This is a genomic window from Verrucomicrobiota bacterium, from assembly GCA_016871495.1.
Classification (GTDB): domain Bacteria; phylum Verrucomicrobiota; class Verrucomicrobiia; order Limisphaerales; family VHDF01; genus VHDF01.
The window spans coordinates 1-25,003 of the sequence record VHDF01000074.1 but is presented as its reverse complement, the minus strand read 5'-3'; the positions used below and the strand labels follow the sequence as shown (position 1 = coordinate 25,003).

Below are 25,003 nucleotides of genomic sequence, written 5' to 3'. Positions count from 1 at the left end.
CGCCGCGGCTGCTGGCCGCCATCGGCATCGATCCTCAACGCTACGGCAGCCACAACGTGCTGCAATGTTTGGCGGGCACCGCCCCCCTGAGCTACCAGTCCGGACAGATCGACAAAGTGAGGATCCGCTGGGCTTGCGACAAATTCCTGCGCCACACCGTTCATCTGTGGGCGGATTGCTTCCGCAAGGCCACCGCTTGGGGCCAAACTTACTATGAGAAAAAGCGCCACCAGGGCATGAGTCACGCCTGCGCGCTTCGCTGCCTGGGACAGCGGTTGCTAAAAATCGTGTTCAAAATGATCACGGATAAAAAGCCCTACGACGCCGAGCTGCACGCCCGCAACCAACAAAAGCACGGCTCCTGGGTCCTCCAACTGCTCGACCAAAAACCTGCACCGACTACGGGTGAATAACTCCGATGAAAAAGCCCTTTACAACCGAGAGAACGGCTTCGGGATGCTCGGGAATGGGAGGATTCCTCCAACCCGGCGTGCTGGAAGCTTGCCCTTGGGATCGCCCCACCCTTACTTCGAGAGCACCAGCGCGCGAAACTCGTCGAAAAGCGGCGTCGAATCGTGAGGACCCGGCGACGCTTCAGGATGATACTGCACACAAAACACCGGCTTCCGCTTGTGCCGCATGCCTTCCACCGTCTGGTCATTCAAGTTGATTCGGTTCACCACCACGTCCTCCGGCAGGGAAGCCGCGTCCAACGCGAACCCGTGATTCTGTGAAGTAATCTCCACCCGGCCCGAGTCCAAATCCTTCACCGGCTGGTTGGCTCCACGGTGGCCGAACTTCAACTTGAACGTCTTTCCTCCGAGGGCCAGCCCCAAAATCTGGTGCCCGAGACAAATGCCAAACATGGGAATGCCGGTCTTCAACAAGTCCGCCACGGCTCGCGCCGCATAATGCACGGCCGAAGGGTCACCCGGCCCATTGGAGAGAAAAATACCGGCAGGCTTGGACTTCAACGCTTCCTCCGCCAGTGTGCCCGCCGGAACCACCCTCACTTGGAACCCCCGCTGGCGGAGCCGGCGCAGGATGTTGTACTTCATTCCAAAATCGTAAGCCACGATCGGCACGTCCGCCGGCGGCAGCGGCTGCCGGGCCAGGCGCGGATCCACCCCGGGTTCTTTCTGCACGAGGCGGAAACTCGAGCTCTGCTCATCCCGGGGGTCCCAATCGAACGGCGCGGCATGCGTCACCTCCTTGACGTAGTCTACCCCAACCAATCCCGGCCAACTCTTCGCGCGGTGCCGGGCTTCCTCCACGGAAATGTCCTCCGTGGTCAAAAACCCATTCAACGCCCCGCGCACACGGAGTTTCTTGGTCAGGGCCCTCGTGTCGATACTGTCGATGCCTGGGATGCCGTTTTCCTCCAGATACTTTTCCAAACTCAAATCCGAACGCCAGTTGCTGACCACCGGCGAGAGCTCGCGGATGACGAAACCGGCCACGTGCGGACGGTAAGACTCCACGTCCTGCCGGTTGATGCCATAATTCCCGATCAAAGGGTAGGTCATGGCCACGATCTGCCCCTTGTAGGACGGATCGCTCAAGATCTCTTGATAACCCGTCATGGAGGTGTTGAAGCAAACCTCGCCGATCGCGCTGGCTTTGGCGCCAAACGCCCGTCCGGTAAAAACACTGCCATCTTCAAGAGCCAATAATGCCTTCATGCCTGGTTCGTTCGAATGCGGGCGGATGCTAGAGGGTGCCGGGAGGGTTGGCTACCTTTTCATGCCCTCGATCCCAACTTTTCTCGGAAAGAAATTTTGCATCCCGCCAGGACGGAAGGTAGCGTGGACGCTCAGCCATGAAAACGCATCGTTCACTCTTTGCCATTGTCCTCGGCGCCGCCCTGATTTCTCCCACCCTCCAAGCCGCGCCCCGCCCGCCCGCCGGCTTCACCGCCCTCTATAATGGACGGGATCTCTCCGGGTGGCGAGGAGGAGACACTTTTGACCATCGCAAGTGGCTGGCCATGCCCGAGTCCGAGCGGGCGGCCAAAAACAACGAGTGGACGGCGGACATGAAGAAGCACTGGCGGGCGGATGGCGACGAACTGGTGAACGACGGACACGGCAAGTACGCCACCACGCAGAAGGACTACGGTGATTTCGAGCTGTTCGTGGAATACAAGACCGTGCCCAAGGCGGATTCAGGGATCTACTTGCGGGGCATACCCCAAGTGCAGATTTGGGATTCCACCGAAACCGAGAAGTTCAAACTCGGCGCCGACAAAGGATCGGGCGGCTTGTGGAACAATAGCCCGGGCGCTCCCGGCAAAGACCCGAGCGTCCGCGCCGACAAGCCCTTCGGCAAATGGAACAAATTCCGCATCCTCATGGTCGGTTCACGCGTCAGCATCTGGTTGAACGGAAAACAAGTCGTCGATCACGCCATCCTCGAGAATTTCTACGACCGCAAGACCCCCGTGCCCGCCAAAGGTCCGATCCAACTCCAAACCCACGGCGGCGAAATCCGCTGGCGGAATGTTTACCTCAGGGAAATCGGTTCCGATGAGGCCAACCGGATCCTGCAAAGCCACGCCCAAAAGGGCTTTAAGAAAGTCTTCAACGGCAAGAATTTGGACGGCTGGTCGGGTCCGTTGGACAACTATGTCATTCAGGATGGCGCCATCGTGTGCAAGCCGCAAAAGGGCGGCACCATTTTCACGAAGGAAACCTACGCCAATTTCAAAGCGCGCTTGGAATTCAAAGTGCCTCCCGGCGGGAACAACGGGCTGGCGATCCGCTATCCTGGCCAGGGCGACACCGCCTATGTCGGCATGTGCGAATTGCAAGTCATGGATGACACCGGCGCGGAAAAGAAATATGGCAAGCTCGATCCCCGGCAGTTCCACGGTTCCGCCTACGGCATGGCCGCGGCCCACCGCGGCTACCAACGTCCGGTCGGAGAGTGGAATTTCCAGGAAGTCACCGTGCGCGGTTCCAGCATTCAGGTCGAGCTGAACGGAACGATGATTCTGGACGCCGACCTGTCCAAGATCACGCAATACATGGCGAACTCGCCCCACCCGGGCAAAGACCGCAAGGACGGCCATTTCGGGTTCGCGGGGCACAGCGATCCCGTCGCCTTCCGCAACATCCAAATGCTGCGGCTCCCTTGATCGCCGGCACCTTGAAAAAAGTTGACCCCTCCCGGTGGGCGTGCTTACTTCTGCGCCCATGTTCGTTCCGCTTGCCTCGTGCGTCCGCGTCGTCCCTCGCGGGTGACGCGGCTTGGCGCTCGGTCTAAGCGAGTTCAGGTCGCCCGCAGTTCCGGTTGGAACGCGGGCTTTGCTTTCTCCTGACTCCGCCGGAACGACACAGGCATCAGCGCGAAGCCACACAACACAATCCGATATGCGACACACGATATCCATCCTGGTCGAAAACAAATTCGGGGTGCTCACCCGCGTCGCGGGCCTGTTCTCGGGGCGCGGCTACAATATCGACTCCCTCAACGTCGCGCCCACCGAAACGCCCCACACGTCGCGCATGACCATCGTCACCCGCGGTGACGACGCCACCCTGGACCAAGTCGTCAAGCAGTTGAACAAACTGGTGGACGTTCTCGAAGTACGGGATTTCAGGGAGGGCGAGTACGTGGACCGCGAACTGGTCCTCGTCCGGGTGAAGACGGATTCGCGCTCGCGCGCCGAAGTCATGCAGATCACCGATATTTTCCGGGCCAAAATCGTCAGCGTCGAACCGCGCAGCCTCACCATCGAAGTCACCGGGGAGGAAGGCAAGGTCGAGAAGTTCCTCGAACTCATGCGCCAATTCGGCATCGTCGATCTGACCCGGTCCGGCAAGGTCGCCCTGCCCCGCAAGTGAAGCGGACCCTTTCACGAAACCCAAACTCAATCCCCTCAACCACCCACATTCTCATGCCCTCAAAAGTTTACACGGACCGCGACGCCGACCTCGGCGTGCTGAAGAACAAGACCCTGGCTGTGCTCGGATTCGGTTCCCAAGGCCACGCCCACGCGCTCAATCTCAAGGAAAGCGGCTGCAACGTCATCATCGGACTCTACGAAGGCAGCAAATCGATTCCCGTCGCGCGGGAACGGGGTTTCGAAGTCGTTCCCACCGCCGAAGCCGTGCGGCGGGCGGATGTCATTTTCGTGGCGCTGCCCGATACCAAGCAACCGGCCGCCTACGAGAAGGACATCGCCCCTCAATTGACCAAGGGCAAGACCCTGCTCTTCTCGCACGGCTTCTCCATCCATTTCAAAACCATCGTGCCGCCAAAGAATGTGGACGTCATCCTGGTGGCTCCGAAGGGACCCGGACATATCGTGCGCCGTCAATTCACGGAGGGCAAGGGAGTGCCCTCGCTGATCGCCGTTTATCAAAATGCGAGCAAGAAGGCCAAGAAGGTGGCGCTGGCCTGGGCCAAGGGCATCGGCGGGACTCGCGCCGGGGTCATTGAAACCAGCTTCAAGGAGGAAACGGAAACCGATCTCTTTGGCGAACAGACCGTGCTCTGCGGCGGATGCAGCGCGCTGGTTCAGGCCGGATTCGAAACGCTGGTCGAGGCGGGCTACTCGCCCGAGATGGCTTACTTCGAATGCCTGCATGAACTGAAGCTCATCGTGGATCTGATGAACGAGGCCGGTGTCAGTGGCATGCGTTTCTCCATCTCCGAGACCGCCAAGTGGGGCGACGTCTCCGTCGGCCCCAAAATCATCGACGCCAGCGTCAAGAAACGCATGAAGAAGGCGCTGAAGGATATTCAGTCAGGCAAGTTCGCCAAGGATTGGGTGCGGGAATACCAAACCGGATACAAGCGATACAACGCCCTCCTCAAAGCGGGCGAGAAACACCCGATTGAACAAGTGGGCGAGCGCCTCCGGTCCATGATGCCGTGGATGAAAAAGCGTTCGGTCAAGGGAGTCCAAGCCGCCTATTAGTTTCGAGATGGAGTCTGATCCGGACCTCAAGCCCGCCTCCCAGGCGGGCTTTTTCCATTCAAACGGCCATTCCAGATCGCCATCCCCGCGAAACCGCCCCAACCCCGGGCCCACCCGCCGGTGCATCCAGAGGTTGTCGTGGTAAGGCAGACAACCCTGTCTGCTGTTGCGCTGCGGGGCGACGAAGGGAACCCGGCGCGTGGAGAGCACGGAAAGGCCTCGTTCTTCACCCGCCGGGCCGACGGGCCGTCGGCGATACGGCAGGCTGGGCAGCCTGCGCCACCCTAAAGACAACTCCGGGATGCACGGCCCACCCGCAATGGTGCACAAGTTGTTTTGACAACGACTGGCCTCCTCGCAAGACTCACCCCGCATTTTCCAACTGTAACCGCTCCGGCAGTCCGGTGCTCATTTGATTTGTGGCGTCACGAGACGATTACTTGATCGATACATTGGTGGAAATGGGCGTGGTGACAAACGAACACCTCGACCTGGCCCGACAGGAGGCCGATTCCACAGGCGAAGGAGTGGTGGACACACTCCTGGCCAAGCAATTCATCCGCTCCGGCGACGTGGCCCAGGCCAAGGCGGCTCACTTCGGCACCGAAATGGTCATGCTGGGCGGGATGAAAATCCCGGATAACGTCATCGCCGCCATCCCTCGAAATATCGCCAACAAATTTCGCGTCGTCCCGGTCGATCGGGATGACACCGCGAACACGGTCACCGTGGCCGTCAGCGACCCCTCCGATCTCGACGCCATCGACGGCATCCGGCACGCCCTGAACAAGGACGTCGATCTTCGCATCGCCAGCGACGAGGACATTGATGTCGCGCTCCGCCGTTACTACGGCACCAAGGACGACTCGGTCAGCAAGATGATCCAGGAGATCACCGAGGGCGAAGTCCAGATTTCCACGCTGGCCAACGTCGGTGGCATCGAGGACGGCGCCGCCGTGGACGCCGACGCCCCCATCATCAAGCTGGTGAATCAATTGATCGTGGACGCCTTCAAGATGCGCGCGTCCGACATTCACCTGGAGCCCCTCGCCAAGCATTTCCGGGTCCGTTACCGCATCGACGGCGTGCTCCATGAAATGAAGAGCCCGCCCAAACGGCTTCAGGCTTCCATCATCAGCCGCCTGAAAATCATGTCGAATATGTCCATCGCGGAGAGACGCATTCCGCAGGACGGGCGCATTCAGACGAACGTGGGCAGCAAGACCATCGATCTCCGCGTGTCGTGTCTCCCGACCAATCACGGGGAGAGCATCGTCATGCGTATCCTGGACAAGGAGGGATTGCGGCTCGGCCTGGCCGAGTTGGGCTTTTTCAGCGACGACCAGCAAACCTTCGAACGCCTGATCGGCCTGCCGGATGGGATCTTGCTCGTGACCGGCCCCACCGGCTCCGGCAAGACGACCACGCTTTACTCCTGCCTCAATTACATCAACCGGCCCGATCGCAAGATCATCACGGTCGAAGACCCGGTCGAGTATCAGCTCGCGGGCATCAATCAAGTGCAGGTGAACGAGTCCGTGGGGTTCACCTTCGCCATGGCCCTGCGCTCCATGTTGCGTCAGGCCCCCAACGTCGTGATGCTGGGGGAAATTCGCGACTTGGAAACCGCCTCCATCGCCATCAACGCCTCCCTCACCGGCCATCTGGTTTTCTCCACGCTCCACACCAATGACGCGCCCAGCGCCGTCACCCGTTTGATCGATATCGGCGTCAAACCCTTCCTCGTCGCCTCCTCCTCGCGGGCGCTGATGGCCCAGCGCTTGGTGCGCAAAGTCTGCCGCCGCTGCGCCGCCCCGAGCACACCGAAGGAAACCGAATTGAAGGCACTGGGCATCGACGCCGAAGCCGCCTCGAAGGCGAATTTCATGAAGGGCAAGGGCTGCCCCGAATGCAGCAAAACCGGCCACCGCGGGCGTTTCGGCATCTTCGAGGTCTTCGTCATCGACGATGAAGCTCGCAAACTCATTTACTCCAAAGTGACCTCCTCGGTCCTGCGCCAGCGAGCCCGGGAGATGGGCATGCGCACCCTGCGCCAGGACGGGACCCGCAAAGTCCTCGCAGGACTCACCACCCCTGATGAAGTCATCCGGGCGACCGTCAACGATGCGGAATAGACCCGCCGAGTTCCAGCTCCCACTCTTGGCACCTCAACTGCTTGCCTGCCTGCAAGAATCGAGTTTGAATTAGCCCTATATGTCGTATTCCATGTCCGATCTGTTGCAGCTCGTCGTCTCCGAAGGGGCCGCCGACCTGCATATCCGTGTGGGTTGCCCCCCCGTCATCCGCCTCCACGGCATTCTCCATCGTGTCGATGGCCCCAAGCTGAAGCCCGAGGACACCGAAGAGCTCATGCGGAGCATCACGTCCGAAGAGCACATTCAGCACGTGCGCGAACGCGGCGGAGCGGACTTCGGATTCGCCTTCGGCGAAATGGCGAGATTCCGCGTGAGCATCTTCAAGGAAAAGGGCAATTTCGGGATGGTCTTGCGCCAGATCCCCAGCAAACTCCTGACCTTCGACCAGATCGGGTTGCCGCCCTCCGTCAAGGAACTCCTCTACAAGCCGCGCGGTCTGTGCCTGGTCACCGGTCCGACCGGTTCCGGCAAAACCACCACGCTGGCGTCGATGATCAACATCATCAACGAGGAACGCGACGACGCCCACATCATCACCATCGAGGACCCCATCGAGTATTATCACACCCACCGCAAAGGGGTCATGACCCAGCGAGAAATCCACGTGGATGTGCCCAATTTCGCCGAAGCCTTGCGCCGCGCCCTCCGTCAGGATCCCGACGTCATTCTCGTCGGCGAAATGCGCGACCTCGAAACCATTGATGCCGCCATCACCGCGGCGGAAACCGGCCACTTGGTGTTCGGAACTTTGCACACAACCGGTGCCGCCAAAACCATCGACCGTATCGTCAACGCCTTCCCCACCAACCAGCAGGAGCAAATCCGCATCCAGCTCTCCACCGTGCTGCAAGCCGTCATCTCGCAGCTCCTCGTGCCCCGATCGGACAAGCCGGGGCGCGTCGCCATTTTCGAAATCATGATCAACACCCCCTCCGTGGCCGCTCTCATCCGCGACAACAAAACCTTCCGCATCAATTCCGACATCCAAACCGGCGCCAAATACGGCATGGTCACGCTCGACAGCTTTCTCCTCGAGAAATACCAGCTTGGCATGATCTCCGAGGAGGAAGTCATAACCAAAGCCCAGGATCCCACCACGATCCTCGCCAAACTCCAGGAATTACAGGTCGCCGCGGCCCACAAATCCTAACCCTACCATGTCCGAGATCACCTCCCATCCGCTGCTCGCCCTCATCCAGTCCCGCGGGCTGATCGATGACCTCCAGTTGGATGAGGTGATGCAGGAGCATCAGCGGAGCGGGAAAGATGTCGGCGAATTGCTCCAGGACTTTGGGTTGATGGACACCGGCACCCAGCTCCAAATCATTGCGGAGCACCTCGGCACCGAAGTCGTCGAAGTGGTGCACTCCGAAATCACACCGGAAGTCCTTGCCACCGTGCCGGCGGAAACCGCCCGCATGTATCAGTGCCTCCCCGTCGCGCTCTACGGTGACACGGTGCGGCTGGTCCTGGCCGATCCCCTCAACCCTTCCGCCATCGACGAACTCGGCTTCACCGTCAAGTACGCCATCCAACAGGCCGTGGCTGATCCGGGCCAGATCCAAAAGGCAATCAACAAGTTTTACGGCCAGGAAACCGACAGTATCGCGGACATCCTCAAGGAACTCGGGGCGGACACCGACCTCGCCATGGAGGTCCAGCAAGCCAAGTCCGGGGCCGCCGACCTTGCCGAGGTCGCCAACGAAACGCCGATCATCAAATTCGTGAACTTGGTGCTGATGCAGGCCGTCCAAGACCGTGCGTCGGACATCCACTTCGAACCCTTCGAAGACGAGTTCAAGATTCGTTACCGCGTGGACGGCGCCCTCTACGAGATGTCCCCGCCGCCCAAGCACCTCGCCATGCCGGTCACTTCGCGCATCAAGGTCATGGCCAATCTTGACATCTCGGAGCGTCGGCTTCCTCAAGACGGGCGCATCTCGGTTCCCGTGGCCGGGAAACAGATCGATTTGCGCGTCTCCACGCTTCCGACGCAATTTGGCGAGTCCGTCGTGTTGCGCGTGCTCGACCGCAATGCCGTGACCCTGGAGTTGGAGAACCTCGGTTTTCCCAAATTCGTTTACGATTACGTCAGCGATACCATCCTTCAGCCCAACGGCATTTTCGTCGTCACGGGCCCGACGGGGTGCGGCAAGACCACAACCCTTTATTCGTGCATGCGGCGGATCAATACCATTGATTCAAAGCTGCTCACGGCCGAGGACCCCGTCGAATTCGACATCGAGGGGATCATGCAAGTCGCCATCAACGAAGGCGTCGGCATGACCTTCATGAAAGCGCTGCGCTCGTTTTTGCGCCAAGACCCGGATGTCATCATGCTGGGGGAAATGCGCGACTTGGAAACGTCCCAGATCGCCATCCAGGCCTCACTGACCGGCCACTTGGTGCTCAGCACCTTGCACACCAACGACGCCCCTGGCGCGGTGACCCGCTTGGTCGATATGGGGGTTGAGCCCTTCCTCATTTCTTCAACGCTCATGGCCGTGCTCGCCCAACGGCTCGTCCGCACGATCTGCAAGAAGTGCAAGACCCCCTACGAACCGACCGAAACCCAACTCTCGCACCTGAACCTCTCGCCGCATGACATCGGCGACAAAATGTTCTATCACGGCCGAGGCTGCTCGGCGTGCAACGACACCGGTTACCGGGGCCGCAAAGGCATCTACGAGCTGCTGCAGGTGAGCGACGCGGTCCGGAACCTCATCAATGAGCGCGCTCCCACGGTCGTGATCCGCCAAAAGGCCGTCGAGCTGGGAATGATCACCTTGCGGGAAGACGGTCTGCGTGGTATCTTCGATGCAGAGACCACTGTAGAAGAAGTCCTGAAATACACCTAATCTGGAGGCCAGTTATGCCCAAATTCAACTACATCGCGATGGATGCCCGAGGGAAGGAGACCAAGGGCACTATCGAAGTGGGGAGCCAAAACGAGGCCGTTGGGCGCCTCAAGGAAATGGGCTTCTTTCCAACCAAGGTCGTTCCGGCTGCCGAGGCCAAGGCGGATAAGGGCGGCGGCAAAGCCGCCGGGCCAGCCAAGAAGAAGGGCGGGGGCATGCGCATCCCCGGCTTCGGCGGCAAGGTCAAACCCAAGATCCTCTGCACCTTTACACGACAATTGGCGACCCTGGTGGACGCAGGCCTGCCTCTCTTGCGGGGCATGAGGGTGCTCGAAAAGCAGGAACGTAATCCGGTGCTCAAGCGCATCATCGGCGACCTCGCGACAGCGATCGAGGGCGGCAGCACCTTTTCGGAAGGATTGGCCCAGCACCCCAAAGTCTTCAACCGCCTCTTCGTCAACATGGTCAAAGCCGGCGAATTGGGTGGCGTGCTCGAAGTCGTCTTGAACCGATTGGCGGAGTTCATGGAGAAGGCCGAGAAAATCAAAGGCAAGGTCAAAGCCGCCATGTTCTACCCGGCAGCGGTCATGATCGTAGCCACCGCCATCATGGGCATTCTCATGGTGTTCGTGGTGCCGAAGTTCAAAGCCATCTTCGCAGACATGCTCGAAGGCGCCAAGCTGCCGGACTTCACAGAATTCGTCCTCGGCATCAGCGATACGATCGCCAATCACTTCCTCGAAACCATTATTGGCGTCGTCATCTTCTTCATCGTGCTCAAACTCTTGTTAAAGACCAAGATCGGACGCCGGCTCTTCGACAAGTTCAAACTGGTCATGCCCGTCCTCGGACCCGTGATCAGCAAGGTGGCCATCGCCCGGTTTACGCGCACCCTCGGAACGCTCGTCTCAAGCGGCGTGCCCATTCTTCAGGCGCTCACCATCGTCAAGGAAACCTCCGGCAATGTCATCATCGGCGAAGCGGTGGCTTCCGTCCACGAAAGCGTCAAGGAAGGCGAGACCATCACGGCCCCACTGGAAGCCTCCAAGGTCTTCCCCCCCATGGTCATCAGCATGGTGGACGTCGGAGAGCAAACCGGCGCGCTCCCGGAAATGCTGATGAAGATCGCGGACAACTACGAAGAAGAGGTCGATAACGCCGTGTCCGCCATGACGTCCCTGCTCGAGCCCATCATGATCGTGTTCCTCGCCGTCGTGGTCGGCAGCATTGTCATCGCCCTGTTCCTCCCGCTCATCACGCTGATCGACAAGCTCGGCGATTCCGGCGGCGGCAAAGGCGATGGAGACTGAGCCCGTTCCCCCTTCAAACGGCCGCCAGGCTACGCTTGGCGGCCGTTTTTTTTAGCTCATCGAGCCGAACGAATGCTTGTTTTCATCCGTGTGATTCGCGTGATGGGTGGGCCAATCATTCCCTTATCCGTGGATTTGAGATAAGCAGCCATTCTGCCCATGAACCTCAAATCGCCATGCTTGAGGATGACGCAGTGCCACGTGCTGAGGTTCACGCGCGCCACGCGGGTTAAACAGTTCGGGGAAGTCTCATTCCAGGGAGCGCGACCGTGCTGCAAGCCAGTCGCAGCAGCTTCGCCAGCTCGAGACTCGTGGAAAAACCCAGAGCGTCTGGATGTTCGGATATTGCTGCGGCAGGTCCGCTGAATTCAGCCGCTTTCCCCAAAATGATTTTGCGATAGATCAATGCAGACCAATTGCCGTTTCCAGGGTGAAGGTTTATGTCATCGCCGCCGTGGCGGTCGGACGGACAAGTCTCGGCGGGGGACGATGACGCGAAGGACCGAGAGCCCGGCGCTTCAGGGCTGGGCGCGAGGTGATTCAACCGGCTTCGGGTCCGGGGTTGAATGCTTCAAATACCGATATAAATCGCTATCGGTGGAGAGAATCAATGTGGTGTCGTTGCTGAGGGTCCGGCGGTAAGTGTCCATGGTGCGAAGAAACCGGTAGAATTCGGCGGATTCCGAACCTTGTCCGTAAGCCTTGGCATAGATCTCCGTGGCTTTGGCGTCGGCTTCGCCCCGGATTTTCTGCACCTCGCGATAGGATTCGGACTCGATGCGTCGCATCTCGCGTTCCTTCGTTCCAATGATCTTGGCGGCTTCCCCTTCCCCTTCGGACCGAAAGCGAGAGGCGATCTGCTGCCGTTCGCTGATCATTCGTTCATGGATCTTCGCGCTCACCTTGGCATTGTAATTGATGCGCATGAAACGAACGTCCACCAACTCAATTCCAAAATCATGGAGCTTCGGCGCGGAAGCCTTGACAACTTCGGTCTCGATTTCGGTCCGCCCCCGCCGGATCGGCACCCATCGATCCCCGGCATCCTGGCCCGAATCCCCCGAACTCTCCACCGCCGGCTTTCGGCCCTTGGTGGTACGAACGATCTCGATGAGATCATGCTTGGCCACGGCGTTGCGGACTTCGCTCCCGATAATGTCATCCAGTCGCGAATGTGCACTTCGCTCATCACGCAGCCGAGTGAAGTACTTCAGCGGGTCCGTGATCCGCCAGCGCGCAAAGGTGTCCACCACCACATAAAGCTTGTCCCGCGTGGGCATCTCCGCCGCGCGGCCGTCCCACTCGAGAAATCGTTTGTCGATGCGATGCACCGTTTGGATGAGAGGAAGCTTGGCGTGGAAGCCCGCTTCGGTCACCGGCTGCCCCACCGTCTTTCCAAACTGGGTGAGGATCACCTGCTCCTGTTCTCCGACAATATAGAAACAGAGGTTCGCCAGGACGACCGCGACCAAGCCCGACACCACGACCGCCAGAGATTTAAAGGGGGAGATCGGATTCATGCGGGCGCCTCAACGGTCGGTATGAAGTTGCAGCAGGGGCAGCACCTGCTGGCTCTTGTCATCGACCACGATCTTCCTGCCAATTCGTGGCAGTATTTCGCTCACCGTCTCGAGAAACACCCGCTGGCGTGTCACTTCCGGCGCCTTCCGGTATTGCTCATACACGGCGGAAAAGAGGAATGCATCCCCTTCCGCCTCATTCACCCGCTTGAGGGCATACCCCTGGGCCTCGGCAATGAGTCGCTCAGCGTCGCCCTTGGCTCGGGGCACCACCTTGTTGTACTCGCCGTTCGCGACGTTGATCATGCGCTGCTTCTCTTGCTGAGCTTGATTGACCTCGTCAAAGGACGCCTGAACCTGCCGGGGGGGATTGACATTCTTCAACTGCACGAGATCGATGCTCATGCCCAGTTGGTACTGAATCGACAACCGATGCAGGATGACCCTGGCCTCCGATTCAATCTCCTGCCGTCCCACCGTAATCACCTCGTCCACGGTGCGATCTCCGACGATTTCCCTCATCACCGCCTCAGAAATCGCGCGCAAGGTCTCGTCAGGATCGCGAATCGAAAACAAATACTGCCGCGGATCGTTAATGCGATACTGCACGATCCATTCCACCAAGGCCTCGTTCAAATCACCGGTCACCATGGCTTTCTCGATTTCAGGATCATCGCTGTACTGATAGGGATTGGTGGCGCCAGGAGAACCGAAGCCGAACTCCATCTTCATCTGCCGGCGCACCGCCACTTTAGTGACCGTATCCACGCCAAACGGCACCTTGAAACGCAATCCTGGCTCGTCGATGCGCAAAAACTTTCCGAACCGCTGCACCACACCCACCGAGTCCGCCGGAACGGTGTAGAATCCCGTGCTTAAGAGCACCACCAAAATCACCGCCCAAAACGCGAGCACGATCCACCCGGCGGATGGCCCCAGCGTCCAGGGCATCCGGCTCTCCCGGTCGAATTTTGAAGAAGTCGGCATGTATGAATCCGCAAAAAGTCTAGCCACTCTCCCACCGGGTGCAAGATCCACGCGCATTTTTTGATCCCTGGGGTGGATCGACTCTGAACCCAAAGGAGCGGAGGCGGTGCATCCCGATGTTGTTGGTAGGGCGGGCCTGTCCCAGCCCGCCGCCCACTGGATGCAAAACATCATGCTCCGGCGGCGCGCCGGGACGGACGCGCCCTACCTGCATCACCGGCAACATCGGGATGCACCGGAGCGGAGGGGTTGAAAAATAAACCGCTCGACGTTCCGCGAAGACGGTGGGATCGTGCCTCACCATTCCTGGGCAATGGGGTTCTCAACCAGCCCATCGAATAGCCCGGGAACGCCAATGCGACCCAGACTTGCCCCTCAAACTCCTAAGACGATCTAGACCTACCCTTCAAACTTATGCACACCAAGAAATGGATGTTGTACGCGGCAGCCATGGCGGCGTCCGGTTTGGCGACGCCCACCCAAACCCAAGCCGGGCTGTTCAAAATTGATTTCGGCCAACTCGAGAATGAGCGCGAAATCGCTGATGCCGAGGGCAACCTGACCGGCACTTTCCCCGACCCCCTGAAGGATTGGGACATCATCGGCACTTGGACGTTCGCCGATCCGGCTGCCAACGGAGGCAAAGGCGTGGCAAATGCCGACGGCACCCAAGTCACATGGAAACTGAAGGACTGGTCCAGTGACGGGGACAACGATGTCACCCTCACCATCATGGACAACAAAGAACTGGCGGAAAAGGCCAATCCCGACACCCCGCCTTACGCGTTGGGCATGACCGCCAACAATCCAACCAAGGAAGGACTTCAAGCCTCCTATGATGGAGTACTGGTGCCCGGCGTCGTGAAGGACGACTACCTCTACCGGAATCCAGATACTCCCGGCACAGAAATGCTCATGCGCTTCGGCGGTTTGAACCCGGGCACCTACAACGTGACGGTGTTCGAAGGCCGGACCACCGATGGCAATGGCCGTTACGGCAAGGTCTGGGTGGACGACGCCAATGGCAAGAAAGAACCCGATTCCCAAAACACAGGAAACTACGCGGGAACCAGCGCGACCGGCGGAGCCATTCCTCTCGGCCAACCTCGCACCGTCACCGTCACGCTGAAGGCAGGCGAGTTCCTTTGGTTCGCCGAAATGGAGGACAACTCGGGCGGCATTAGCGGCCTGATCGTCCGTTCCGTTTCGTCTCCGCCTCCTGTCGTTGATCTGGCAGCCTCGACCGCCCTGTTCAAAATTGATTTCGGCCAACTGGAAAACGAGCGGATACCCCTCGACGCGGATGGCAACCCTTCGGGAGAAGCCCCAGCTCCTCTGAAGGACTGGACGGTGATCCCCACATGGACCTTTGCGGATCCTTCAACCAGCAACGGCGGCGAGGTCAACGCCGATGGCACGGAAATGACCTGGAAACTGACTGATTTCTCGAAGACGGGGAACAAAAACGTCACCGTCACCATGATGGACAACAAGGAATTGGCCGAAAAAGCCAACCCGGATTCCCCTTCCTACGCTGCGGGTCAGACCGCCAACAACCCTACCAAAGACAGAATCGAATCGGTGTATGACGGCGTGGTCGTGCCGGCCATTGTGAAAGACGATTACCTCTATCGCAACCCTGATACCCCCAACACGGAAATCCTGATGCGCTTCGCGGGTCTGAACCCGGGCCGTTACAACGTCACCGTTTTCGAAGGCCGCACAACCGATGGCAACGGCCGATTCGGCAAGGTGTGGGTCGATGATAAAACCGGGAAGAAGGAGCCCGCCACGCAGAACACGGGCAACTACGCGGGAGTGAACCTGGACATCGGCGGCGTAGCCACCCCCACAGGCAACCCGCGCACGGTGACGGTCGACCTCAAGGCAGGCGAGTTCCTTTGGTTCGCGGAAATGGAAGACAACTCCGGCGGCATCAGCGGTATGATCATTCGGGGCCTGCCCACGGCGGCTCCTTCCGTCCAATTGCTGGCCTCAGCCACGGTGGATGGATCGTTCACGGCTGTGAGTGAGGCTCAGATCGATACCGTCGCCAAGAGCATCAAAGTGCCTGCCGCCGGATCAGCAAGGTTCTTCCGTGTCGCCGGAAGCGCCCGCATCAGGAGTGCCTCCGTGGCTCAAGGCAATCTTTCGATCAGCTACGAATAAGCGAAGGAAGCCAATCCAATCTTCACTTGTCTCACGGCCGGGTTTCCTCCGAAACCCGGCCTTTTGCACTCTATTCTGGTACCTTCTCCGCCTTGAATCCCCAGCCATTCTCATGGGGGGAGCGCGGCTGGGTCGGAGACCCGCCGCCGCGCGCAGACAGGTCGGAAGACTCCAGATTTTTCAACGTGCTGCGGCGGGTCAAAGGACGATACAGCCCCGCTCCGGGGCAAAATGAGAACGACTGTTGGATCCCACGCTGGGCTTGACGCTCCGCGCTTGGCTTACCTAGCCTTTCAGCTCGTCGGGCCCGTCCGATTTCAATCGTCCCAAGCCTCCATACCATTTCATGAAATCCCCGCTTCAGCGCCATCTCGCCGCCACTCTCGGTGCAATGGCCATCTCGGTGTCCGCTCAAGTCGTGAACGACGGAACCACCACGGACGGACTGGCCAAACTGGCGAATCAAAATGGCACCGGCGACGCCGTGGCGGAAATAGCCAGGGCCGAAGGCGGCAAACTCCAAGCCGCACTCGTGGTGGAGGGGGCGCCCTCCTTCGCCCTGCGGCAAGCCTGGTATTCCCGGCAGTTCCATGCCACCCAAAGTTCCTATTCGGTTTCAGCGGAATTCAAGCCGGCAGCGGTCGAAACCGAGCGAAGGGGCGGCGTGATGGGATGGATCAACACCGCGACCCTATCGGGCATCGCCTTTTACACGCGCCCCGCCGGCAATACCGCCTCCTTCCGGGTCGCTCATGTCCAATTCACAGCCGATGTCGCCAATGAAAATGAAAGCGCTCAGCGTCTGTTCAATCTGGACGGCTCTCCCGCCTCGTTCGCCTTCGATTCCGCCGGAGCCGCGCTCGGAACCTATGATCCTTCGTTGCCCGCCCGTTTCATCCTCCAATTCCAGCCGCCCGGAGACGCCGACAAGGCGGCGCTCGCGGATGCCACCGCTCGCATCAAAGCCACCGTGGAACAACTCGATGCCAGCGGAAAAGTCACGGTGGCGGGCCGCGTCATCGAATTGCTCACGAATCTGGAAATCCCCTCCCCGCTCAATCACCGATTCGGTTACTTCGGCTACTGGGGTTTGCTGGCAGGCGCCGGGCCCATCGGCCTCTTCGATGACCTTCGCGCGGAAGGCTCCATCTCCCCTTCCGCCAATCTGCCGCCCACCATCAAACTGACCCAACCAGCGGACACCGTCGATGCCATCGCTCCCGCCACCCTGACCCTCTCGGCGGAAGCGAGCGACCCCGACGGCCAGATCGCGCGCGTCGAGTTCCTGGACGGCGCGCAGGTGATCGCCACCGTCTTAACACCGAGCGCCACGAACCTCGTCGGCGAGAAACACTCCTTCGTTTATACTGCGATTTGGACGAATATTCAGGCGGGCGCTTACGAAGTCCGAGCCAGGGCGGTGGACGATCTCGGGGCCCTTGCGCTTTCCACCCTCTCCACCCTCGTGTTGGTCGAAACCAACATCCCTCCGAGCGTGAACTTGGTCAAACCCGCCGTCGATGCCTCGTTCAAGGCGCCGGCCTTGGTCGAAATCGCCGCCACCGCGACGGACGCGGACGGCAAGGTGGTCCGCGTCGATTTCTTGGGCAACGGCATCCTGCTGGCTTCCTTGACCAGCCCGCCCTATGTCACTTCGTGGGATCTGCGCACGCCGGGAACCAACAAGCTTTTCGTCCGTGCCATCGACGATCGCGGAGCATCCAACGAAACCCCGGTCCTCACCTTGACCGCCGTGGACAACCTGCCGCCCAAATCCCTGGTGACCAGCCCGGCCACCGGCGCGACCTTCAAAGCTCCGGCCAACATCAAGATTGTCGCCAACGTCAGCGATTCCGACGGGCAAGTCATGCAGGCCATTGCGTTCTTCAATATTCACGAACAGATCGGCGTGGTGACCGCCCCGATTGGCGGCGGACTGCCGCCCGTCGTTTCTTTCGATTGGAATAATGTTCCCGCCGGCCAATACACCCTGGACGTCGTCGCGATCGATCATCAAGGCATACGCACCACCTCCCCCGCCGTGGAAATTACCGTCACCCCTGGCGACACTCCGGGCGGAACGGGTCCCGCTCTCCTCATCACGGCTCAAGCCGACAACAACCTTGCGATTAGCTGGCCATCCGGCCAATCCGGTTTCCGCCTGCAAGGATCCCCCACGCTGGATCCCGCCACCTGGACCGATGTGCCTGCTTCGAACAATCGCGCCAGCGTGGCCGCCTCCGGCGCGTCGCGCTACTTCAGGCTGATCAAGCCCTGAGCCCGGCGCTCAAAAGTATTTTTCGACAATCCACTTCGGCTGCCATGGATCGGGCTGGCGAGGCTGGCCGGTCAAATCGACTGGAGCAGGATCGCGTGGCTCGCGAGACAGAGTGACGGTGTCCCCGACCACTCGCTGCCATCGCTCCATCCGGTCAAACAGGCGGTCCACCTGCTGGCGATGACGCGGATCACGCGCCAGATTTCGCTTTTCCCAAGGGTCCTTCCGGAGATCGAACAACTCCAAGTGTCCAATTTGAGGATAGGCGATCAATTTCCATCGATCATCGCGCACGGCGCGTTGAATTTTTTGAAAGGGAAGGAACACAGAGTCTCGAATCGAGGTTGCCCGTCGTTCCCAGAGAGGTCGCAAACTGAAACCCTCCAATCCCGGCGGAGGCCTCTCATCGAGCAATTCACAAAGGGTGGGAAACCAATCCAACAGGTAGGTGAAAGCATCGCAGGTCCGGCCCCGCGGCAATCCCGGACCGGAAATAACCAGGGGCACCCGCATGCTGTGCTCGTACACGCTCTGTTTTCCCAAGAGTCCATGACTTCCCAGCGCCAAGCCGTTGTCACCGGCGAAAACAACCAGCGTTGAATCCTCGAGCTTGAGTGCCCGCAAGGTGCCAAGGACGCGCCCGATTTGCGCGTCGAGGTGCGTGATCATGGCGTAGTACTCGGCGAGTTGGTCGCGAATCACGGATTCGCGACGAGGCCAGGCCGCCAGGTTTTCATCCCGCAAATTCCGCATCATCCCGTTGTCAAACGGAAGCTGCGGAAGAAAATTGGGCGGCACGGGCGGGCGTTTCGCGGCATATCTCCGCATGTATTCGTCTGGCGCCTGCCGCGGGTCGTGGGGAGCGGTGAACGCGACATAACAAAGAAAGGGTTTTCTCTCGTCCCGCCCCCGCAGAAACTCCACTGCAGCCTCGGCAAAAAGCTCGCTCGAATACCCCTGCCCCACGCGAACGGCGCTGAACTTCCCGTTCGATTCCAGATCCCGGAGGGGCGTCTTGGTGTGATCGGCCATGCCTCCGATCATCACGCTCTTGCCCCGGGAAAACGATCGCAGCCACGATTCCTCCCCGTTGTGCCATTTCCCCGTTCCAAACGTCTCGTAACCCAGTTCGCGCAGCATCTCAGGCCAGAGCCGGGCGTCGCGCAGCGTAGGCGAGTGAACCCGAAACCAACTTTTTCCGCTCAACATCATCGCCCGGCTGGGCACGCACACCGCACCATTGTCGGAACCCATGATGTAGTTCCGGCGAAAAACCACGCCCTGGCGTGCCAATTGATCGAGATGGGGAGTATGGATCCGACGATTGCCGGCCCATCCAAGCGCGTCCGCACGATGATCGTCGGAGAAAAGAAACAAAATGTTCGGCCGGGGCGCCGCTTGCATCCCCGCCAAAAAAAACAGCGGAAACCAAACGAGCAAAATCCCCCGCCGGACCCTCCCCGTGACTCCCAGGCCCTTGGGCAAAACCCAACTTCGAAAACTAGCCCCGCGCCGAAAGGTCCACGGAAACTCAAACCGTGCTCCGGTTGGCGGCCTCTCAAGCAAGGGATGGACTTCAATCATGGCAGGGCGGCGTTCAGGCTATCCGGCCCCAGCCACCCCGGGCGAGGACTATTCGGAAGGGAACGGGCGGGAAACTCCGCGGTCGTAACTCCGGGAAGAGAGAACGCTTGAGCGTGGACACCGCCTTGCGGACGAGGCATTTTCGGGGAGATCGCATGGCGGGGTCGCATCAATCGCTCAAAGGACAATTCCTCCTTGATGGAGGCAAACTCAAGGGTTCCTTCTTTCACAGAACAGTGGTCCTGGTTTGCCAGCACGATCCGGAAGGCGCGTTTGGATTGGTCCTGAACAAGCCCTTGGGGAAACCCGCGGAAGAGCTGATACCCGAAGACCTTCCGGCGAGCATCAAGTCAGAGGAGATTTTCCTGGGGGGGCCTGTTCAACCGTCGGCTCTGACATTCCTGCATACTTACGGTGGGAAATCCGCAGCGGCTCCGCCCGTGTTCGATCATCTCAGGCTGGGGCATTCTCTGGAAGAGCTCGTCGAGATCGGCGAGCGAAAGGGCACCAGTGCCCGGTTGCGCCTGTTTGCGGGGTACGCGGGGTGGAGTCCCATGCAACTCGACAACGAAATGAAGCGGGGCTCGTGGCTCACGTATCCGGCCAACGTGGAGCTGATGTTCGAGACTCCACCCGATGAACTTTGGAAGCGGGTCTTGAAGCTGAAAGGATGGCGTTTTGAGCTGCTGGCGCAGGCTCCCGAGGACGACAGCTTGAATTGATGGCGCAATTTCCAGTTGCACCTTCCATGATTTAGGCGTAAAAAGAGGCTGTCACAGGTTCAAGCCGCGTGCGCCATTAGTCTGGTTCTTCCGTTCATCGGGCGCGGCGGTTCTCTCTAGAAGTTGGCTTTCGAAACCGCTGCGGGAGCGGCGAGTTCCCAATCTTCGGGTCATAGAATCAATTCGAGCGCTTCGAGCCGCCCTTTCCCTGCAGGGAAGAGGGAAACCGGACTCCGCACCGAAATGGTGGTTTGGGACCAAGGGTTCCTGTCTGACAGCAACACACATAGCAGCAAGGTCAATCAAGTATGGGTCATCCAAATTCCCAAACGCCGGAACGCGGCGGGGGATATCTCGAAACATCGGAAAAGGGCTTCGGTTTTCTCCGGTCCCCGCTCAATCATTATCATCCGAAACCCACCGACATTTTCGTCACACCGGATACCATCAAGCGGCATTTTTTGCGCGAGGGATGCCTGGTGGAGGGCGCATTGCAGCCTCCTCATCGCGGAAACAATCCTCAACTCCGCGAAATTGACAAGGTCAACGGCATGCCTTTCGCCGCCTATACCAGCACGACACGTTTCGAAAACCTCACCACGATCGATCCCGTCGAGAAATTCAACCTGGAAACCAGTCCGGATATTCTGGAAACACGGATTATCGACCTGGTCACCCCCATCGGGAAAGGCACACGCGGCCTCATCGTTGCCCCCCCGAGGACCGGCAAGACCACCATCCTCAAGCAAATCGCCAACTCCGTCACCACCAACCACCCTGAAGTGCACGTGATGGTGCTGTTGATCGACGAACGCCCGGAGGAAGTCACCGACTTTCAACGCTCCGTGAAAGCCGAAGTCGTCGCGTCCTCCAACGACCAGGATCTGGAGACCCATGTGCGCCTTTCCCGTTTCATGATCGAACGCTGCCGCCGCATGGTTGAAACCGGCAAAGATGTCTTCGTGCTCCTCGACTCCATCACCCGCGTGGCCCGCGCCTACAACAGCGTGCACGGAGGCAGCGGACGCACCATGACGGGCGGCGTGGACGCCCGGGCTTTGGAAATCCCGCGCAAAATGTTCGCCGCCGCGCGCAAGATCGAAGAAGGCGGATCCCTCACCATCCTGGCGACAGCCCTGGTGGACACCGGATCCCGCATGGACGAGCTCATTTTCCAGGAATTCAAAGGCACCGGCAACATGGAGCTCATCCTGGATCGCAAACTCTCCGACCGCCGCCTCTTTCCCGCCATCGACATCCCCAAGAGCGGCACCCGCAAGGAGGAGAAACTCTTCGCCGGAAAAAACATCGAAGCCATTCGCAAGCTCCGCCGCATGATGGTGGATCTGAATCCGGTGGAAGCCATGGAGACGCTGATCGCGGCCTTGAAGAAGCACAAGACCAACGACGAACTCCTGGCCAAAATCGTCTGATCCTGCGGCGCTGAAGCACCGCGGGATCGTGAAATGGCCGCCATCCCCTCGCGGAATCCACGATGCCGCGCTCCCGACCCGCCCCGTCCAAGAAGATCCATCGCCCCCGGCCGTCCGCGGGCCACGCTCGTCCACCGCTTGAGCGGATGCTCCGCATTCACCAAGCGCTCACCGCCGGCGAGTATCCCAACGCCTCCACGCTCGCCCGGATCCTCGAGGTGAGCGCCAAGTCGGTCCATCGCGATCTTGAGTTCATGATGGACCGCCTCGGACTTCCGATTGAGTATGTGCCCGCGCGGTTTGGCTACCGCTACACGGAGGAAGTGCAATCCTTCCCGACGCTGCAAATGAGCGAAGGTGAATTGTTCGCCCTCATGGTGGCGGAGAAAGCCTTGCAACAATACCGCGGCACCCCCTTCGAACGCCCCCTGCTCAGCGCCTTCAGCAAAATGGCGCAATCCCTCCCCGAGACCGTCTCCGTCAACCTCGGAGACTGGTGCAAGTCCATCTCCTTTCGAACCACGGCGGAACCGATCGTCCACGCGAATATCTTCGCCACGCTGGCGCGGGCCGTCACGCGGCGCCGTCGCCTCTCGATGCGCTACCGGAAGCCTGGCGCGAAGACCCCCGAGTCGCGCGTCATCGATCCCATCCACGTCGCCAACATCAATGGAGAGTGGTACCTCTTCGCCTTCGACCACTGGCGGCAGGCGCTCCGGACCTTTTCCCCAGCCCGCATTGAATCGTTGGAAGAGACCGGAGAATCCTTCAAACCGCCCGCCGCCTTCTCCCTGGAAAAGAGATTGAGTGGAAGTTTTGGGGTGCATTCACCCGAGGGCAACTTCGAGGTGGTCCTGCGCGCGGATGCGGTGGTTGCGGATTACATCCGGGAAAAACGGTGGCATCCTTCCCAGGAACTGGTGGAGCGTTCAGGGGAAACTCTCGAGGTGCGCATGCGGCTTTCCAGCCTGGCGGAAATCGAACGCTGGATCCTGGGCTGGGGAGGGCGCGTCGAGGTCTTGTCACCGACCGCCCTGAGAGCATCGGTCGCCCAGGCGGCTCACCGACTCATGGACGCGCATCGGAGTTAGTCGGTTGTCCTCGCGGAGGGACAGGAACCTCGTGTCCCAAAGCGGTACTGCGCCCCGGGACAGTACGCCAATTCTTAAGCACAACCACAGATCCGATCATGACTCCACCAAGGACGACAGCCAGAATCCCGAGGGCTTGTTTCATGGTGACCGGTTTGGCTTTTTCAATGTGAGGCTCGTCCATGTCTGCCTAGGATGCGGAGGACCCTTCGATACTGCCAATCAAATTCGGGATTTACAGTGCTGCCACAGGTTGTCGGTCAAGCGCGCGGCAGCGCCGTGAACGGCGCACCCCGACAACTTGCGGATGCAGCGGCTATTTAGGAGATGACGGATACTCCTGGCATCACACATGCTTCAGTCAAATCATGAAGTCGTATGCGAAATTCTTTGATTGGTGGGTGGTGACCCTCAGTTTTGTGGCTTTTATCGTCATCGAGTACGCGATTATTTACTCCCTTTTGGCCTTCTTTCGGGTGATCGAATGAGAGGGGTGGACGCCCCTCCTCACGACAAACCAAAGCCATCTCAATCAACCATTTATGTTGAAGACTCGGTCGATCCTTGGCGCTCGTGAACCTCGAGGCGGGTAAGACTGGCGGAAGGGGAGGGATTTGAACCCCCGGTACGGTTTCCCGCACGCCTGATTTCGAGTCAGGTGCCTTCAACCACTCAGCCACCCTTCCATCCGTGACATTCCAATATAGAAACTTGGCTTAAGCTGCAATCGCATTCTTGGGAAAACCATGGCCCAAATCCACGGATCAGGGAGTCGTTTGCCCACCAATCACACGAATCACCCGGATAAAAACAGGCTTTCGGTCGGTTCGATGAGAATCAGGGTTATCGACAGTCAGGATGGAACTCCAGGACAGCGAGGCAGTCTCCCCCCATCACGAATCATGACCGAGCCGATGAAGGCTCGGTCATGATTCGGAAACGACTCCGTGTATCCCGATGTTGTTGGTAGGGCGGGCCTGTCCCAGCCCGCCGCTCACTGGATGCAAAACATCATGCTCCGGCGGCGCGCCGGGACGGACGCGCCCTACCTGCATCTCCGGCAACATCGGGATGCACCGGAAACGACTGAGGGCATGAGAGGCGGCTTGACCTTTGGGAGAAAAAGGTGCTATAGCGCTTTTGCGGTTGGGAGGCAGCCAAGTCAGTGAACTCAAGTGTCCTCATTATAATCCGGTTGCCTTGCCCAGTTCACGCCGCCGAACCAAAAAGTAGAAAACAATAAAAACGGCAAAACTATGCAATTGAAGACCTCCTCAAAATCAGGTTTTACCCTGGTTGAAATCATGATCGTGGTGGCCATCATCGGCCTCCTGGCAGCCATCGCCATTCCGAACTTCGTAAAAGCTCGCGAAACGGCCCAACTGAACTCGATCATCAACAACCTTCGCATTATCGAAGGTGCGAAGGACCAATACGCGCTTGAGAACAAAAAAGGCACCGGCGACACCACCGACCTCTCCGCCATCAGCGCTTATCTGAAGGGCGGCACCGTCAACCCTGTGGTCAATGAAACCTATACCACAGACAAGATCGGCACAGCTGCTTCCGCCAAGGCCGGCGTTGCTCTGGGCACCTACCAAGCCGGAACGGCAATCACCGCTCCATAAGTTCCTCTTCATAAATCACTTCTAATCACACAAAGCCCGGGCGAAATGGCCCGGGCTTTTTCTTTCATCCGGGTTGAACACCGAATCTCTGGGAATTCAATCGCCGAGGAGTAGAAGAACGCATAGAAAACACCGGGCAAAACTCAATCTCAACTGAGTTTTGGCACATGACGTGCTATTCACGTTTCAGCGGTTGGCAAGTCGCTTCATTGAAAAGTAAGCGTCAAGCAGGGTGGAGGTTGTGCTGAACAGGGGTGGGGCGGCCGAGTTTGGGAATAGTTTTCATCTTCGCGCGCTTGACTGCGGGATGAAGCTGGCTTTGGATTCCGTTCAAGGTTGATTT

The 25,003-nt window shown here is 59.4% G+C and carries 19 protein-coding genes and 1 tRNA gene; 14 read left to right on the top strand and 6 right to left on the bottom strand.

Translation table 11 applies throughout. From position 1 onward, the window contains the following. Positions 1-413, top strand: a 413-nt coding sequence (locus tag FJ404_14805) for an IS110 family transposase (GenBank protein ID MBM3824131.1), incomplete at its 5' end; no start/stop codon positions are given. 111 nt (positions 414-524) lie between these two features. On the opposite strand, the gene carA is transcribed toward FJ404_14805, so the two are convergent. Then, entirely contained in the window at positions 525-1,682 is a 1,158-nt protein-coding gene (gene carA / locus FJ404_14800) for a glutamine-hydrolyzing carbamoyl-phosphate synthase small subunit (protein MBM3824130.1), read from the bottom strand. 137 nt (positions 1,683-1,819) lie between these two features. Here carA and FJ404_14795 point away from each other — a divergent pair, with 137 nt between their 5' ends. The 7 genes from FJ404_14795 to FJ404_14765 all read left to right on the top strand — a co-directional run bounded on the left by FJ404_14795 (position 1,820) and on the right by FJ404_14765 (position 11,248). Next, positions 1,820-3,136 carry a DUF1080 domain-containing protein gene (locus FJ404_14795; protein ID MBM3824129.1) on the top strand — a complete coding sequence of 439 codons (1,317 nt, stop codon included), beginning with the start codon at positions 1,820-1,822 and terminating at the stop codon, positions 3,134-3,136. A 235-nt stretch (positions 3,137-3,371) separates the two neighbouring features. Next, positions 3,372-3,845 carry an acetolactate synthase small subunit gene (gene ilvN / locus FJ404_14790; GenBank protein ID MBM3824128.1) on the top strand — a complete coding sequence of 158 codons (474 nt, stop codon included), beginning with the start codon at positions 3,372-3,374 and terminating at the stop codon, positions 3,843-3,845. 53 nt (positions 3,846-3,898) lie between these two features. Further along, complete coding sequence (gene ilvC, locus FJ404_14785) at positions 3,899-4,924, top strand: ketol-acid reductoisomerase (protein MBM3824127.1); 1,026 nt, start codon at positions 3,899-3,901, stop codon at positions 4,922-4,924. A gap of 419 nt (positions 4,925-5,343) precedes the next feature. Further along, positions 5,344-7,059, top strand: coding sequence for a type II/IV secretion system protein (locus FJ404_14780; protein MBM3824126.1), 1,716 nt, complete (start codon positions 5,344-5,346; stop codon positions 7,057-7,059). Positions 7,060-7,138: 79 nt separating this feature from the next. Beyond that, positions 7,139-8,230: a type IV pilus twitching motility protein PilT gene (locus FJ404_14775; GenBank protein MBM3824125.1), complete on the top strand. Its 1,092-nt coding sequence runs from the start codon at positions 7,139-7,141 to the stop codon at positions 8,228-8,230. Between the two features lie 7 nt (positions 8,231-8,237). Next, on the top strand, positions 8,238-9,938 hold the full coding sequence (gene gspE, locus FJ404_14770; GenBank protein ID MBM3824124.1) for a type II secretion system protein GspE: 1,701 nt from the start codon (positions 8,238-8,240) through the stop codon (positions 9,936-9,938). A 14-nt stretch (positions 9,939-9,952) separates the two neighbouring features. After that, positions 9,953-11,248: a type II secretion system F family protein gene (locus FJ404_14765; GenBank protein MBM3824123.1), complete on the top strand. Its 1,296-nt coding sequence runs from the start codon at positions 9,953-9,955 to the stop codon at positions 11,246-11,248. A gap of 518 nt (positions 11,249-11,766) precedes the next feature. On the opposite strand, the gene hflC is transcribed toward FJ404_14765, so the two are convergent. Genes hflC through FJ404_14750 form a run of 3 tightly spaced genes read right to left on the bottom strand, consistent with a single transcriptional unit; the run spans position 11,767 to position 13,981 of the window. Next, positions 11,767-12,768: a protease modulator HflC gene (hflC, locus tag FJ404_14760; protein ID MBM3824122.1), complete on the bottom strand. Its 1,002-nt coding sequence runs from the start codon at positions 12,766-12,768 to the stop codon at positions 11,767-11,769. Positions 12,769-12,777: 9 nt separating this feature from the next. Then, on the bottom strand, positions 12,778-13,719 hold the full coding sequence (gene hflK, locus FJ404_14755) for an FtsH protease activity modulator HflK (protein MBM3824121.1): 942 nt from the start codon (positions 13,717-13,719) through the stop codon (positions 12,778-12,780). A 55-nt stretch (positions 13,720-13,774) separates the two neighbouring features. Further along, on the bottom strand, positions 13,775-13,981 hold the full coding sequence (locus tag FJ404_14750) for a hypothetical protein (protein ID MBM3824120.1): 207 nt from the start codon (positions 13,979-13,981) through the stop codon (positions 13,775-13,777). A 188-nt stretch (positions 13,982-14,169) separates the two neighbouring features. Between FJ404_14750 and FJ404_14745 the strand changes: the two genes are divergently transcribed. Further along, entirely contained in the window at positions 14,170-15,924 is a 1,755-nt protein-coding gene (locus tag FJ404_14745) for a hypothetical protein (protein MBM3824119.1), read from the top strand. Between the two features lie 346 nt (positions 15,925-16,270). Beyond that, a complete protein-coding gene (locus tag FJ404_14740; GenBank protein MBM3824118.1) occupies positions 16,271-18,202 on the top strand; it encodes a hypothetical protein in 1,932 nt (643 codons plus the stop codon). Between the two features lie 9 nt (positions 18,203-18,211). Here FJ404_14740 and FJ404_14735 read toward each other — a convergent pair whose 3' ends face one another. After that, entirely contained in the window at positions 18,212-19,606 is a 1,395-nt protein-coding gene (locus FJ404_14735; protein ID MBM3824117.1) for a DUF4976 domain-containing protein, read from the bottom strand. A gap of 335 nt (positions 19,607-19,941) precedes the next feature. Between FJ404_14735 and FJ404_14730 the strand changes: the two genes are divergently transcribed. From FJ404_14730 to FJ404_14720, 3 genes are all read left to right on the top strand, one after another. Beyond that, positions 19,942-20,508: a YqgE/AlgH family protein gene (locus FJ404_14730; protein MBM3824116.1), complete on the top strand. Its 567-nt coding sequence runs from the start codon at positions 19,942-19,944 to the stop codon at positions 20,506-20,508. Positions 20,509-20,816: 308 nt separating this feature from the next. Beyond that, a complete protein-coding gene (locus tag FJ404_14725; protein ID MBM3824115.1) occupies positions 20,817-21,941 on the top strand; it encodes a transcription termination factor Rho in 1,125 nt (374 codons plus the stop codon). 62 nt (positions 21,942-22,003) lie between these two features. Next, positions 22,004-23,032, top strand: coding sequence for a WYL domain-containing protein (locus tag FJ404_14720; GenBank protein ID MBM3824114.1), 1,029 nt, complete (start codon positions 22,004-22,006; stop codon positions 23,030-23,032). Positions 23,033-23,628: 596 nt separating this feature from the next. Here FJ404_14720 and FJ404_14715 read toward each other — a convergent pair. Continuing rightward, positions 23,629-23,718: transfer RNA gene (locus FJ404_14715), tRNA-Ser, on the bottom strand. 570 nt (positions 23,719-24,288) lie between these two features. Here FJ404_14715 and FJ404_14710 point away from each other — a divergent pair. Beyond that, positions 24,289-24,660, top strand: coding sequence for a prepilin-type N-terminal cleavage/methylation domain-containing protein (locus tag FJ404_14710; GenBank protein MBM3824113.1), 372 nt, complete (start codon positions 24,289-24,291; stop codon positions 24,658-24,660). The last annotated feature ends 343 nt before the right edge of the window (positions 24,661-25,003 follow it).

Excerpts from the sequence above, each read along its gene's own strand:
- carA (MBM3824130.1), bottom strand. The coding sequence starts at position 1,682 with ATGAAGGCATTATTGGCTCTTGAAGATGGCAGTGTTTTTACCGGACGG.
- FJ404_14795 (MBM3824129.1), top strand. The coding sequence starts at position 1,820 with ATGAAAACGCATCGTTCACTCTTTGCCATTGTCCTCGGCGCCGCCCTG.
- ilvN (MBM3824128.1), top strand. The coding sequence starts at position 3,372 with ATGCGACACACGATATCCATCCTGGTCGAAAACAAATTCGGGGTGCTC.
- ilvC (MBM3824127.1), top strand. The coding sequence starts at position 3,899 with ATGCCCTCAAAAGTTTACACGGACCGCGACGCCGACCTCGGCGTGCTG.
- FJ404_14775 (MBM3824125.1), top strand. The coding sequence starts at position 7,139 with ATGTCGTATTCCATGTCCGATCTGTTGCAGCTCGTCGTCTCCGAAGGG.
- gspE (MBM3824124.1), top strand. The coding sequence starts at position 8,238 with ATGTCCGAGATCACCTCCCATCCGCTGCTCGCCCTCATCCAGTCCCGC.
- FJ404_14765 (MBM3824123.1), top strand. The coding sequence starts at position 9,953 with ATGCCCAAATTCAACTACATCGCGATGGATGCCCGAGGGAAGGAGACC.
- hflC (MBM3824122.1), bottom strand. The coding sequence starts at position 12,768 with ATGAATCCGATCTCCCCCTTTAAATCTCTGGCGGTCGTGGTGTCGGGC.
- hflK (MBM3824121.1), bottom strand. The coding sequence starts at position 13,719 with ATGCCCTGGACGCTGGGGCCATCCGCCGGGTGGATCGTGCTCGCGTTT.
- FJ404_14750 (MBM3824120.1), bottom strand. The coding sequence starts at position 13,981 with ATGTTGCCGGTGATGCAGGTAGGGCGCGTCCGTCCCGGCGCGCCGCCG.
- FJ404_14745 (MBM3824119.1), top strand. The coding sequence starts at position 14,170 with ATGCACACCAAGAAATGGATGTTGTACGCGGCAGCCATGGCGGCGTCC.
- FJ404_14740 (MBM3824118.1), top strand. The coding sequence starts at position 16,271 with ATGAAATCCCCGCTTCAGCGCCATCTCGCCGCCACTCTCGGTGCAATG.
- FJ404_14735 (MBM3824117.1), bottom strand. The coding sequence starts at position 19,606 with ATGCAAGCGGCGCCCCGGCCGAACATTTTGTTTCTTTTCTCCGACGAT.
- FJ404_14730 (MBM3824116.1), top strand. The coding sequence starts at position 19,942 with ATGGCGGGGTCGCATCAATCGCTCAAAGGACAATTCCTCCTTGATGGA.
- FJ404_14725 (MBM3824115.1), top strand. The coding sequence starts at position 20,817 with ATGGGTCATCCAAATTCCCAAACGCCGGAACGCGGCGGGGGATATCTC.
- FJ404_14720 (MBM3824114.1), top strand. The coding sequence starts at position 22,004 with ATGCCGCGCTCCCGACCCGCCCCGTCCAAGAAGATCCATCGCCCCCGG.
- FJ404_14710 (MBM3824113.1), top strand. The coding sequence starts at position 24,289 with ATGCAATTGAAGACCTCCTCAAAATCAGGTTTTACCCTGGTTGAAATC.